We start from the raw sequence: 13,191 nt of genomic DNA, 5'->3' as shown, positions 1-13,191 counted from the left end.
TTCTTTCAACAATACACCCACTGCATACCGCAAGCCTGCTTGCGGTACTGCCCTTTTTCTATTTTATTCAATAAAATCGGCTGTTACAAAATTACTAAGCCAACCCCTTTGCAACAGCCAATTATATAGTATAAACTTTTCCGTCTACTGAATACCTAATTTTCCTCTTGCTGCCTTCCAGCTTGTATCCAAATCGGCTAATGCTTTATCAAGATCAAAGCCATCTGTAAACATCTGAGAACCAAGTTTTTTATAGTCAAATTTAGTCTCAGACACCAGGTTGGAGAAATCATCATTTCCTCCATCATAGGTCACAAGGACTGCATCCGGCTGTTTATCATCTGATGCTTTAAAAATTGGATCCTTTTCCTTAGGGAAAGAGGTCATAGTGCTGTCATCACCGATTCTGGCGATAAAATCCGGATACCAGGCATCACTAAAATAGAATTCCAGGAACGCTTTTGCAAGCTCCGGATTTTTGCTATGTTTCGTAACTGAAAGGAAGCTGTCACCCTGTACAATGGTACGGAATTCATCGGAGGTATTATCCCTTACCGGCAAATAAAAAGTACTAAGGTTTGAGATATCCTCCGTGCCCTGTTTAATGGACTCTAAGCACCACGGACCTGCCGCAAGCATAGCTGCCTGCTTCTGGGCAAAAAGGGATACCACCTGATCATGTCCCAGTCCCAGAGGGTCTTTGCCAAATACTCCGGAGGTAAATAACTGGTCTACCTTTTTATAAGTTTTATAAATATCTGTTCCCTCGGCAAAGGGTTCATCCTGGGTAGCCAGAAGATTCCAGGTCTGACCGTTTCCGCTTTCTACTGCCGGCATGAATTCCATAAAAGGATAAGTAGGCCATTCATCTTTTGCTCCCAACCCTATTGCCATAAAATCAGGTTTGCCGGCACTATAGTAATCCTGCAGCTTTTTAGAGACCTCCAGAAATTCACTCCAGGTAGTCGGCACCTGAACCCCTGCTTCTTCAAACATATCCGTCCAGTAATAAACATAATCCTGTGTGGCTTTTTCTGCTACACCCAGAACCTTGCCATCAAATTTATAACCTTCGGTATACACATTATCTGCTGCTGCCTTTGTATCACTTAAATCATATACATAGTCTTTGAATCTTGCAAAAGTAAAGGGTTTATTATACATAAGATCCGGAAGCTCCTTGGCGGCAGCGCGGATTTTCATGGAATTCCAGTATTCTGAATCATCCTTTGTTTGCTCAATTTCGATGGTTACATTTGGATACAGTTTCTGAAACCGTCCCTGTATATCCAGCTCATCGTATAAGGCAACATTATTTTTATCATAAGTTGCTAACACCAGCGTTGCCTTGATATTCGGATCAAGGGCTGTTTCACTGCCGCTTTCCCCAGTTTCTGAGACTACAGCCGAAGTACCGGCAGAATCTGTTGTCCCTTTATTCCCACATCCCGTAAATAAAGAAGCACACATAACTGCACACATCATAATCGTTATAAACTTTTTGTTTCTCATGGCTTTCCTCCTCTTTTAAAGATGTCATTCATCTTTGATGTATGTATCATAGCACCCCTTATATTGTTCCGATATGAACTTTTTCCAGTTTCCTTGACATATTGTTTGTGTCTTTTATATCTTCCATTATTTCTTATAATACGCAGCCGGAGAAATGCCCATCTTCTTTTTAAATACTCTGGTAAAATGTTCCACACTGCTGTAGCCTACCGCTTCGCTGATTTCGTATACCTTCATATTGGTCTTCTCCATTAATTCTTTTGCCTTATGAAGCCGGAGCTCTGTTAAGTATGAAATAAAGGATTGACCAAATTCCTGGCTGAATCTGGAGCTGAAATATTTCTCGTTAAAACCGGCTACACTGGCAACCGCACCTAAGGTAATTCCCTCATCCGAATAATTATCTTCCATAAACCTCTTTGCCACCAAAAATGCATCATGTACCGGATGACTTTCATATTTATGCTCAATATAATCAAACACCCATCTGCAAAAATTAATGAGCCACATTTCAACATCCCGGTTCGATTCCAATCGCTGAAGCTTATCATAAAAATTAATATTCTTATCAAACAGATTAAAGATGGAATCTTCACTTTCCGAAAGCATAACGGCTATATGATAGATAATGGTTAAACACTTGGTTTTTGCCTCCGGCAGAGACACCGAAAATAACCCCGGAAACACTTCCCGCTGGTACTTAAACATCTCTTCGCTCTTCGTATTCTTTATACTGTTAATGAACGGCAGATTATTTAAACTACCGGCAATGGCTGCCTCTACATCGAATCTTTCGTTATATTCCCAGGTATACACACCTTCTCTGCCAAAAATAAATTGCATTGACAGGTTATGATACGCATCCCTAATCTTAGTATCAAAATCCTCTGGACTGCTGCCTAAATTACTGATACCTGCCGAAGCAATGATATTCATGTAATTTTTCCAAACTGTCATTAGCTGCCTGCAGATGGATTTAATTCTCACCAGGTCCTCCATCTCCTCCGCTTCATATAAAAGCACATAGTTTGAGGCGCTTACACTGGTAAGCAGACATTTGGAATTAATCCTTGGCACCTGTCCGGCAAATTGCAGCAGCGGCTGAATTAATTCCTGCTCCATATGTACAAAGCGTCTTCTGACCTGTTCAAAATCAGCAATCTCAAAACATACCAGATAATAAAAGGGAGGTATCCTTTGTTCTGAAATCTCTGCCCTGCCTGTGATAAGTTCCTTTAACCAATCAGTACTGCTCTGGTCCGCTTCCTTTATCAGCTTCTGACTTTGTAAAACCCCTGTCTCCTTTTTAAGTAAGGTATGTAAATTCATAAAGCAGCTTGTAAGAGTAGTTTCATTCAAGTCTGTTTTTAATAAATAATCCTCTGCTCCTAAACGGAAAGCCTTCCTTACCAAATGAAACTCGTTGAAGGCACTCAATACGATTACATAAGGTGTTCTAGGAAGTTCCTTCATCCGTTCCATTAATTCAATGCCGTCCATAACCGGCATGTTGATATCCGTTAAGACAATATCCGCCTGTACCTGTGAAAGAAGCTCCAGTACTCCCTTTCCGTGAATTGCTTCTCCAACAATCAAAAACCCCATCTCCTCCCAGTCTATCATCATTTTAATGGAGGCTCTAATTACCGTATCATCATCTGCTATTATTACCTTAAACATAGGTTTTCTCCTCAGATTTACCCTGTATATCCGGTATTTTTATTATAGTTTTGGTATATTCTCCCGGTTTACTTTCCATACTGATTCCATATTCCTCCCCATAATTGAGTTTTATCCGTCTCTGGACGTTGGAAATTCCTATATTTTCACCGCTCCTCTTCTTATCCTCCAATAAATGCTTAATTTTGTCTTCCGTAATTCCATACCCATCATCCTCCACAATCAGACTGAGGATACCGCCCTGTTTATGTATAGTTATGCTGATATGGCCGGGATCTTCTTTATCCTGTAACCCATGGGATATGGAATTCTCAACAATCGGCTGGATTAATAATCGGGGAATCAGATTATCCATGCAGTCCTCTTCTGCCATAATCTTAACATCAAAGTTATCCGAATATCGTATTTTCATTAGATATACGTAACTTTTAAGAATATCTATCTCTTCACGGATGGTATAAAAGCTATTAGAACTTTTAAAAGAGCAGGATAATATTTTTATAAGGGATTCCGCCATGTTTTTGATACTGTCATATTTTGAAGCCTGGGCTATGAACCGGATCGTATTCAGTGTATTTACAATAAAATGCGGATTAATCTGGGATTGCAACGCTTTTATTTCTTCCTGATGCTTTTCTTTTTCCTTTTCTTCATTGCTCGTAATCAATTCGCCAATCTGACGGACCATTTTATTAAAGGAATGTATCAGTTTGCGTACCTCCATGGCGCCTTCCGGTTCCACATGGGTGTCAAGCTTCCCAGTCTCCATGTGTTCCATTCCCTTTACCAGGTGATTAATAGGGGAAAGGATATTTTTTAAGAACAATCTGGTAAAAAAGTAAAACAAGATAAAGAGCAGAATAGAGACAGAAATAAGTCCGATTGCTAAATTGCGGTATATTGCTATTAACTGGTTGGATTTTGATATGGTTATCAGTTTCCAGTTGGTATTAGCCACGTCCTGAATCAAAAGCTGCAGCTTTTCGCCATGTAGTTTAATGACACGGCTGCCGGTTGGATAGGCAGCAATACGGCGGATAATGGCATCATTTTCCTTGTCCGATTTTACGATAACATTTCCCTCATTGTCTATTAGGTACATGCTTCCGATATCGGACCATTCCTTGTAGGCTTCTATCATATGAAAGGACTGAGGATTTATGTACAAAGCTACTGTTTCAATATTTTTATTTATATCGTATTTCTTTGGCGCAAACGCGATTACCATCATATTGGATATTTTATTGGTTGCTTTTCTGGCAAATAAGATATTTTCTTTTTCATATCCCAGCGTGACATTATCCAGATTTTTAAGTGCTTCCTGATACCAGATACCGGTACTGACAGGTTTATGGGATGAATCCAAATCATCCTTCAAATCATAGTGGCTGCCATCCTTCATATAGAAATGCACAGCCAATACGTCTGCTTTGGGAATAAACAGTGAATTATAGGACATTTTTAATTTTTCACTGTAAATTTGTTTTTCTTTTTTGTTCCCGCCATTATAAAGGGAAGCATATTCCAGTACCTGATTCTCATTCGTTAACAGAAAATGGCTAAGGCTCATACAGCTGTCTTCAATTTCTCCATCCAGCACTGTCTTTACATTATTCTGAGATAATTTGATTTTCTCTACCAACGATTCTTCTGAATTTTTAATCACGTAAATCATAGCTGCAATGATAATTACAAGGATTGGGATTACTATTAAAACCATAAAGTTAAAATAAAAAATTTTACTCAATTGTTTTCTTTTATTCATAAAATCCCCCATTATATTTTGTAATATCACTATAGCATATTTGTGGAAGACCCTACATACATTTTGTACATTTTTCTTGATTTTTTTTCATTTTTGAAGAAAATTTGTGCATTATGAATAGAAATTAAAAAAGATGCCGTCTAAGCCTGATTGGGCCATAGCAGCATCTATTTTAAAAAACTTTTTTTGATAACTTTATTTATTTCAATCCGCATAGATTACTTAAAAATATTTATTTAACGGCTATTCCCCATATATTTCTGTAACGCCCGGCAGACTGCCGAAGTAATAACAGCTGCTAAAACAGCCTCTGGTAATCCGTTTGCAAAAATAACAGTAAGCACGGCTTTATACACAGCATCCGAAGCTATATTACTGACTTTGCTGTAAGAATCCCGAAACAAGAAATAAATAAGGTGCATCACCAAAATCGTATTCGTCATTGAACCTATAATTCCACTAATCCCAAGTGAAACTATCCTGCCCTTTCCTTTTAACAGCTTATCAAGCAGCTTATAAGCATAGTATGGAACTACACCGACTAAAATACGGGGAAGAAACGCTACGATAAGTGCTGTAAAACTGCCGCTGTCGGTTCCAGGAATCGGTATGGCAGGTGAAAAAACAAAGGATAAAAGAGTTGGTGTAAACGTATTATTATAAAGACTGGTAAGCCCGAATACAAACCCCAGACCCGCACCAATTCCCGGTCCCAGCAAAATGGAGCCGATGATTACAGGCACATGGATAATTGTAGCTTTTATAAGCGGCAGCTGAATGTATCCAAAGGGGGTGAAGTTTAAGAGCATTATGATTGCTACAAAAAGAGCGGTCAATATCATATTCTTAGTTTTTGTTTGTTCATGGGTACGTTTCCTTCCAATCGTTCTTGTATATTTCCTGTATATTTCTTTCATATATTCTCCAAATCCTTTTTTATATAGTAAAGTCATTGTTTATTTAACCTGCAAAGCAGACTCAATACTCTTAAGAATCTCCTCAACCTCTGCAAGTGCTCCTTTTCCAAGATCTCCGTCAGCAAGTATTGCCTCCCGGGGTTCAATAAACTGATATCCGTACTTTTTAAGCTTTTTAATATTCTCCTGTACTATAGGGTTTTCCCACATTCTTGTATTCATTGCAGGTGCAATCAGCATGGGAATTCCAGTCATGGCAAGGGCGACGGAAGTGAGCATGTCATCACCGATTCCATTGGCTATTTTCCCAATGATATTAGCAGTTGCGGGGGCAATCAAAAATAGATCGGCTTTTTTAGAAAGTGAAATATGTTTGACTTCCCTTGGATAATCCAATTCAAAGGTATCCGTATAGACCCTGTTTTTCGATAATGTCTGCAGCGTCAAGGGAGTTATAAATTCCATACCGCCTTTTGTTATAATCACATCAACATTGTAACCCCTTTTAGTTAAAGCATTTGTTAGGTAAGCTGCTTTATATGCGGCAATGCTTCCGGTAACTCCTAAAATTATGTTCTTCATTTTCCATTCTCCTCCCTGATTTTTATTACACCGCTTACTAATGCTGTTGTCATTTCCCGCTTTCTTCTCCGCCAAAAATGTCCGAGTAAACCATTCGCTTACACACCTTAAGCTGACTCTCTGCCAATTCCGGAGCTATATCACTGGAAACTGCCAGTGACCGCAGGCCTTCTATTAAAAACATAATGGAATCTGCCAAAGTATTAATATTTACTGCTGTGATTGACTTGCTTTTCTGACCAAATTTCAATAGCTCCATTATGATATCCTTTGTATTAAAGAACTGTTCTGTATAAAAATCCTTGTCCGATATATTTTTATGGCTGAAACAGAATTCAATCATTGCGGCATAAAGACTTTTATCCATATTGAGAAGCTTTTCCTTTTGCTCATTGAAAAAGGAATCGATTAACTGGTGAAAATCGGTGCTATTTTCTATGCTGCTCTTGATTCCGTCGATTTTTGCACGGTTATGCTTTTTGACGACTTCAATAAAGATTTCATCTACCGTTGAAAAATATAAATAAATACCTCCTCTGCTGATATTACATTCTTCTATAATATCTTTCATGGTCACCCGGTTAAATCCTTTTTGGATAAAGACCTGCTTGGCATTGTTAAGAATTAGTTCTCTTTTTATTGATGACTTAGTCGGCATATTTATTTTATTCCTCCTATAAGGTTAACGATTTCTAAGGTTTTATATACACTGATTGCAATTGTTCGAATAAAGAAATGACACGAATGTCATAAACAATTATATGACATTCGTGTCATTTCTGTCAAGGCAAAAATATCTAAGAAGAGTCTGGCTCGCCAGACTCTAGCGCTGACGCGCTGTCACGACAGTCACATCTTCCTTGAGCGCGTCATGTGCATCCTGCCCGGAGGGCTTGTTAATTTATAGGTAAGTTCGGAGAACTTTCTTATAAATTAAGTAAGAGTCTGGCTCGCCAGACTCTAGCGCTGACGCGCTGTCACTTTAGTGACAATTTCCAATAGCACGTCATGGGCATCCCGCCCGGAGGGCTTTGCCAGTATGTCCTTGGTATACCAGCGCTTGTCCATCACAGCCTGCACCGGCTTATTCGTTTCCTATTTACTCCAGCACTTTTAGATTTTTCAGTGAGAAATCCAGAATTGGAGCAGAATGTGTTAAAGCACCACACGATATATAGTTAACACCGATATCGATTAACTCTGCAATCCGTTCCTTTGTCATATTGCCCGAACATTCGGTTTCCGCCCTATCTCCTACTAATTGTACCGCTTCTTTCATCATCTCAATACTCATATTATCAAGCATGACAATATCGGCGCCAGCCTCTAACGCCTCCTTAAGCATCTCAATACTTTCAACTTCAACCTCTATCTTATGCACAAAGGGTGCGTATTCCTTAGCCATTTTGACTGCTTCTTTTACTCCGCCTGCTGCGTTTATATGGTTATCCTTAAGCAGGACCCCATCAGACAGGTTAAATCTATGATTATGACCGCCTCCCATCTTAACTGCATATTTCTCAAAAACTCTCATATTCGGAGTTGTCTTACGCGTATCTAATAATTTTGTTTTATTACCTTTAAGTAAATCAGCAATAGCACGAGTACAGGTGGCGATTCCACTCATCCTCTGAAGAAAATTTAATGCTGTTCTTTCTCCTGATAATAATGCTCTGACATCTGCAGTTACTTCTGCAAGCAAATCACCATTCTTTACCCTGTCTCCATCCTGAACATAAGCTTCCATCCGGGCAGAGGAATCCAGCAGGGAGAACACTCTGAAAAACACTTCAATCCCTGCGATGATGCCATCCTGCTTGCAGATAAGCTGTACAAGACCCCTTTTATCCTCACGCATTACTGCATTCGTTGTAATATCTTCACTGTTAATATCTTCCCTTAAGGCTTGAAGTATTAAATTATCCGCATTTATTTTGAGTGATATTTCGTTGTTCATTTTGATTGACCCTTTCTATTTCTTGTAATATTAGTTTTTTATCCGCCGCCTTGATTTGTTCGTAGTTTTCATAAACCTTCCCGTCCGCAAGGGGTTTTATTGTATTATTTTTTTCGAAAGTACTCCCAATGTGAACTGCCGCTTCTTTGGCAAATACTAAGCTCTCCAGCAAGGAATTACTAGCTAGCCGATTCGCACCGTGCACACCGTTGCAGCTGGTTTCGCCCACAGCATAAAGATGTTCCATCGAGGTTTTGCTATACAAATCCACCTCGATACCCCCCATAAAATAATGCTGTGCAGGTATTACCGGAATGCATTGCCTGGTAATATCGATGCCCTCTTCCATACAACGCTGATAAATATTAGGAAATCGTTGCTTTATAAAATCACTTTCCAAATGTGCAACGGTAAGCCATACATGTTTACTTCCTTCTTTCTTCATCTGTTGGTAGATTTTCTGAGTTAACATATCTCTTGGCAGAAGTTCGTCAACAAACCGTTCCTTGTTGCTTCCCAGTAAATAGGCTCCTTCCCCCCTTACCGATTCTGATATTAAAAATCTTCTCCCTGTTCTTTCCATAAACAGTGTGGTAGGATGTATCTGTATATAATTCATATTTTTCAGATTAATTTGATGTCTGATTGCCAGTGCCAGCGAATCTCCTGTAAGATGAGGATAATTAGTGGAATCCTGATACAAGCCCCCTATTCCCCCAGTGGCTAAAACTGTATAGTGTGCCTCCAACCTTGCTATTACTCCCTCTTTTGATCGGAGCATAACTCCGCTGCATCGGTTATTATAGCAGATTAAATCAATCATCTCGGTATATTCCATGATTTCTATATTTTTTTTCTTTTTTACCTGTGCCAGCAGCTTCCCGGTAATCTCCTGACCGGTAATATCCCTGTGGTATAATATTCTTGCAGTAGAATGGGCACCTTCTTTGGTATAAAGCATTTTTCCGTCCTTTTGCTCAAACTCTACACCATAAGAAATCAAATCATTAACAACCTCAGGAGACTTACGTATCATCTGACGTACCGAGGCCTGATTATTTTCATAATGTCCTGCTTTCATAGTATCCCAAAAGAAGCTGTCAAAGTCCTCTTCTTCCTTGAGGACACAAATTCCACCCTGGGCCAGGTAGGAATCACTCATTTCCAAGGAGCTCTTAGTAATTAATTTGATCTTCTTGTCGTCCGGCAAATTTAATGCACAATATAAACCGGCGACACCTGCACCTATGATCGCAACATCCGTTTCTAATTTCATTTTAACCTCTATTCTTGCGCACGCTTTTTGCGCATACCAAGTTTGTGGTGCACAAGCACAAACTTGCGGTTGAAAAAATTATTTTTCAACCTAAATCGCCTAACTATCTCTTATTTAGCCAGTTCAAGCATTCTTGTTAATGATTGATTCGCTTTCTCATACAGTTCTTCCTTCAACTCAACCACATTGTCCATGGTCTCTAATTGCTCCAAAACTTTTTGGGCCGTTATTCGTTTCATGTTGGGGCAAAATTGCCGATGTCCCACTGAAAAAAATTTTTTATCCGGATTTTTCATTTTCAATTCATGCAGGACACCCATTTCGGTACAGATGATGAAGGAGCCGGCATCGCTTTTCCCTGCAAATTCGATTATACCTGAAGTACTTCCGATATAATCAGAGATTTCCAGGACTTCCCAGGTACATTCCGGATGTGCTAATATCAATGCCTCGGGATGCACTTTCTTCGCTTTTTCGATGTTTTCTTTCGTAATGCTTGTATGCACATGACAAAAACCATCACTCAAGATTACATTCTTTTCCGGAACCAGGTTTGCAATATATCTTCCAAGATTACCATCAGGGATAAAATATATATTTTTATTAGGCAGGGCTTTCACAATGTTAAGTGCATTAGCCGAAGTAACACAGACATCGGAATTTGCCTTAATTTCTGCGGTAGAGTTAATATAGCAAACAACAGCAACATCTTCATAGGTATCCCTAACTTCTTTAATCTTGTCGCTGTCTGCCATATGAGCCATGGGACAGTCTGCAAAACTGTCCGGCATAATTACAGTCTTCTCCGGGTTTAATAGCTTTGCGCTCTCACCCATGAAGGACACCCCGCAGAACAAAATGGTGTTTTGCACTACCTCTGTAGCAATTTTACTCAGGTAATAGGAATCCCCCACATAATCAGCAAGAGTCTGGATCTGGCCGTCTGTATAATAATGGGCTAAAATAACCACATTTTTTTCGTTTTTTAGTTCCTTAATCCGCTTCATAATATCTTCCATTTTGTATCCTCCTTGTCTGCTATAATGAATTTTGTCTATTATAGCACATATAAATTCACCTGACAAGACACTTGTAAACTCATGTGACAAGATAGCAGTTTCCCCTGAACATGGAAAATACATATGGCTATTCTGCTATACCTTAGTTTTTCGGTCTGACCAGTGAAATCAGCCTGGAAGCCTCCGGTATCAGCAGGTTAAGAGCTGTTCTATTATAATGCTTTTTAACAGTCATTCTTCATTTTTCTTTCTGCAAACTTGTACTTGTTCATGATTGATTGCAAACCTATTAATTCAAAGCTTTTATCTTTTTGCTCCAAACTTTTATATAACTGAAACCCAATAATTAATCCCATTTCCAGATATACTTCACTGTGGGTTATGGAAAAATCCATTACGGCATAATATAAGTCATCATTCCTCCGACTGGCAGTTGGAAACATTTCCTGTAATGCTATAAATATCTTGTCATAAGATACTTTTATTCTCTCCTCATACGTTCCGCTATTCTTGGCCTTGGATTCCGAGCCAAAAATTAAATATGCTATCATTTCATCTAATTTTACCCTTTCCAGCATATCAGTGAATTCACTCATAATTTATAACCTCCCTTTTTCAATAATATTTTAGTCATTAGCGGAATAATGGCATTATTATATCATCTTAATGAAGACATAAAGATATCTTGACGGCAATGTGACGGCTTAAAATTAATATAGACTACTTACTGCTCTATTCTGCCATAATTCTTTTCAAATTCATCGATATTATGTAGTGGATTATAATACCAGATCTGCTAATCGTTTCATTGAAGTCCTTATGAAAAAGCATGTCGATGAATTTGAGAAAAAACATGGTAAGATTACGATTGAATGATTTAGAAAAGGCGTAAGAGTAAAAACTCTTACGCCTCAGGTTGTACCATATTAAATTGGAATTTGTCCGCTTCGTACTATGCTTATTTGGCGAATAAGGCTTCATTCCAAGCGGTATAAAATTCGTTTATCGAGGCATACCGTTCAGACCTTTCTACAGCGACAGATTTTAGTGCAACATCATAGCACGCTTTACTTAATTCCCATTTTTCAAAAGAACAAGGAGTAAATGCGTTCATTTCATATCTCAGTCTTACTTCAGCATTTGTATAATTACCGAAAAAGCTGTCAAATAGTAACGCTCCAAGTGTAAAAACATTTGTAATTTCATCAATAACAGCACCATAAACATATTCTTCAGGTGCTTTTAACCTCTTTGTCCCCCAGTAATCTTCACCCATATTATTGAGTGTTGGCTTTTTCCTAAAGAAGTCGATATCACAAATTGTGGTAGTATCCCGTGAAAAATCATACATTATGCTACCGTCATAAAAGTCTACTGCAACATATTCGCTTTTAGAAACGGTATCCAAAAATGAAAATAACACATCTGCTGATTCCGTTCGCTTGGAAATCGATAGTTGCTTGAAACGCTTTGCAGGGGGTAGAACATGTGGATTTTTTTTATATTTTTCAAAATTCCAATAATCGAATAAGCAATCACCGTCAGTCCACTTAAATACAGCAACATAAATCTCTCCAAGGGAATAATGCTTAACTAGTTTAATCAAATTTTTATGATTGATAACCTCGTATATAGACATTGCCGCTTTTAAAGCAGATATTGCTTCTTGCTGCGTCCGTACGGATTCAGTTGTTTTTAATCCTGCCACCTTAATGAAATGCTTTTCTTCACCATTATCTACACCAAAACTTAAATTTCCAGAATCGTTTTGGGCAAAAACAGCAAAAACTTTGCCAAATGATTTAAGCCATGAAAAATTGTGTTCTTCTTTTAAACTAAAGTAAACACTATCCAATTTAACATTTACCATAATTTCCTCCAAGTTTTAGGAGGGCTACTTACCTAAAGTATCACCTCCATCAAAGATAAATAATTCATAGCTCAATCAGAATTTGCCAGTATTCTTATTTTATACGGGCTGCATATAAAAATCGCCCATAACCTATCTCCGATGCATTTTTCATTAATTCTGCGTTTAACCATAGTGCAATATCAGCAAAGCTCCTATCTACTAATGGCCATTTTGCATACTGTTTTAATTGAAAATCTTCATCCGGCAAATCGTTTAATTTTGATACCCATTTATCGTGTAGTAAGCTTATTGCTGTTTTTGCTTTTTCAACACTTCCCGGCCAATGAATATCTTCTTTTTTTAATACACCATCACCAAAATTATAATCTATTGCGGTACTCCACCAATATATTATATGCCACAAAATCCAGGCAATACTGGCCGGACCTATCTTATAACTTTCGGTTTCAGGCCAATCTATACCCCACCCATCTTCTTGCTTGCGCACCTGCAGCCCTGTGGGGCTGAATGCCCATAGTGCCTCTGGTTCCTCAATATTGTCCATATGATAAAGATAAAGTTGCCAGCACATTTCTAGCTGAAATAGTATATTCTCTTTTATTTCATGATT

General features: G+C 38.4%; 12 protein-coding genes. All 12 read right to left on the bottom strand.

Annotated features, from left to right (window positions below):
• Positions 1 to 144 precede the first annotated feature (144 nt).
• Positions 145 to 1,512 (bottom strand): ABC transporter substrate-binding protein, encoded by a 1,368-nt coding sequence (locus QA584_RS07555; RefSeq protein ID WP_278273904.1) that lies wholly within the window; start codon positions 1,510 to 1,512, stop codon positions 145 to 147.
• Positions 1,513 to 1,638: 126 nt separating this feature from the next.
• Positions 1,639 to 3,192 carry a response regulator transcription factor gene (locus tag QA584_RS07550; RefSeq protein WP_278273903.1) on the bottom strand — a complete coding sequence of 518 codons (1,554 nt, stop codon included), beginning with the start codon at positions 3,190 to 3,192 and terminating at the stop codon, positions 1,639 to 1,641.
• Positions 3,185 to 4,957, bottom strand: a complete 1,773-nt coding sequence (locus QA584_RS07545; RefSeq protein ID WP_278273902.1) for a sensor histidine kinase — start codon at positions 4,955 to 4,957, stop codon at positions 3,185 to 3,187. The genes QA584_RS07550 and QA584_RS07545 overlap by 8 nt, the downstream gene beginning before the upstream one ends.
• A gap of 236 nt (positions 4,958 to 5,193) precedes the next feature.
• Positions 5,194 to 5,874, bottom strand: coding sequence for an ECF transporter S component (locus tag QA584_RS07540; RefSeq protein WP_331487857.1), 681 nt, complete (start codon positions 5,872 to 5,874; stop codon positions 5,194 to 5,196).
• A 39-nt stretch (positions 5,875 to 5,913) separates the two neighbouring features.
• Positions 5,914 to 6,456: a phosphopantothenoylcysteine decarboxylase gene (locus QA584_RS07535; protein ID WP_278273901.1), complete on the bottom strand. Its 543-nt coding sequence runs from the start codon at positions 6,454 to 6,456 to the stop codon at positions 5,914 to 5,916.
• 49 nt (positions 6,457 to 6,505) lie between these two features.
• Positions 6,506 to 7,114: a TetR/AcrR family transcriptional regulator gene (locus QA584_RS07530; protein WP_278273900.1), complete on the bottom strand. Its 609-nt coding sequence runs from the start codon at positions 7,112 to 7,114 to the stop codon at positions 6,506 to 6,508.
• A gap of 441 nt (positions 7,115 to 7,555) precedes the next feature.
• Positions 7,556 to 8,413: a carboxylating nicotinate-nucleotide diphosphorylase gene (gene nadC, locus QA584_RS07525; RefSeq protein WP_278273899.1), complete on the bottom strand. Its 858-nt coding sequence runs from the start codon at positions 8,411 to 8,413 to the stop codon at positions 7,556 to 7,558.
• Positions 8,376 to 9,689, bottom strand: a complete 1,314-nt coding sequence (locus QA584_RS07520; protein WP_278273898.1) for an L-aspartate oxidase — start codon at positions 9,687 to 9,689, stop codon at positions 8,376 to 8,378. The genes nadC and QA584_RS07520 overlap by 38 nt, the downstream gene beginning before the upstream one ends.
• A 110-nt stretch (positions 9,690 to 9,799) precedes the next feature.
• Positions 9,800 to 10,708 (bottom strand): quinolinate synthase NadA, encoded by a 909-nt coding sequence (nadA, locus tag QA584_RS07515; protein ID WP_278273897.1) that lies wholly within the window; start codon positions 10,706 to 10,708, stop codon positions 9,800 to 9,802.
• A 224-nt stretch (positions 10,709 to 10,932) separates the two neighbouring features.
• Positions 10,933 to 11,304 carry a hypothetical protein gene (locus tag QA584_RS07510; protein ID WP_278273896.1) on the bottom strand — a complete coding sequence of 124 codons (372 nt, stop codon included), beginning with the start codon at positions 11,302 to 11,304 and terminating at the stop codon, positions 10,933 to 10,935.
• Positions 11,305 to 11,666: 362 nt separating this feature from the next.
• On the bottom strand, positions 11,667 to 12,578 hold the full coding sequence (locus QA584_RS07505) for a hypothetical protein (RefSeq protein WP_278273895.1): 912 nt from the start codon (positions 12,576 to 12,578) through the stop codon (positions 11,667 to 11,669).
• Positions 12,579 to 12,672: 94 nt separating this feature from the next.
• Positions 12,673 to 13,125 (bottom strand): DinB family protein, encoded by a 453-nt coding sequence (locus QA584_RS07500; RefSeq protein WP_278273894.1) that lies wholly within the window; start codon positions 13,123 to 13,125, stop codon positions 12,673 to 12,675.
• Positions 13,126 to 13,191 lie beyond the last annotated feature (66 nt).

The sequence above is a fragment of the Anaerocolumna sp. AGMB13025 genome, assembly GCF_029689925.1.
Lineage (GTDB): Bacteria > Bacillota > Clostridia > Lachnospirales > Lachnospiraceae > Anaerocolumna.
Note: the sequence above shows the minus strand (reverse complement) of the source record. Positions and strands in the feature narration are given on the sequence as shown.

What these genes read in the sequence shown, in the direction of transcription:
- QA584_RS07555 (WP_278273904.1), bottom strand. Translation starts at nt 1,512, where the DNA reads ATGAGAAACAAAAAGTTTATAACGATTATGATGTGTGCAGTTATGTGT.
- QA584_RS07550 (WP_278273903.1), bottom strand. Translation starts at nt 3,192, where the DNA reads ATGTTTAAGGTAATAATAGCAGATGATGATACGGTAATTAGAGCCTCC.
- QA584_RS07545 (WP_278273902.1), bottom strand. Translation starts at nt 4,957, where the DNA reads ATGAATAAAAGAAAACAATTGAGTAAAATTTTTTATTTTAACTTTATG.
- QA584_RS07540 (WP_331487857.1), bottom strand. Translation starts at nt 5,874, where the DNA reads ATGAAAGAAATATACAGGAAATATACAAGAACGATTGGAAGGAAACGT.
- QA584_RS07535 (WP_278273901.1), bottom strand. Translation starts at nt 6,456, where the DNA reads ATGAAGAACATAATTTTAGGAGTTACCGGAAGCATTGCCGCATATAAA.
- QA584_RS07530 (WP_278273900.1), bottom strand. Translation starts at nt 7,114, where the DNA reads ATGCCGACTAAGTCATCAATAAAAAGAGAACTAATTCTTAACAATGCC.
- nadC (WP_278273899.1), bottom strand. Translation starts at nt 8,413, where the DNA reads ATGAACAACGAAATATCACTCAAAATAAATGCGGATAATTTAATACTT.
- QA584_RS07520 (WP_278273898.1), bottom strand. Translation starts at nt 9,689, where the DNA reads ATGAAATTAGAAACGGATGTTGCGATCATAGGTGCAGGTGTCGCCGGT.
- nadA (WP_278273897.1), bottom strand. Translation starts at nt 10,708, where the DNA reads ATGGAAGATATTATGAAGCGGATTAAGGAACTAAAAAACGAAAAAAAT.
- QA584_RS07510 (WP_278273896.1), bottom strand. Translation starts at nt 11,304, where the DNA reads ATGAGTGAATTCACTGATATGCTGGAAAGGGTAAAATTAGATGAAATG.
- QA584_RS07505 (WP_278273895.1), bottom strand. Translation starts at nt 12,578, where the DNA reads ATGGTAAATGTTAAATTGGATAGTGTTTACTTTAGTTTAAAAGAAGAA.
- QA584_RS07500 (WP_278273894.1), bottom strand. Translation starts at nt 13,125, where the DNA reads ATGGACAATATTGAGGAACCAGAGGCACTATGGGCATTCAGCCCCACA.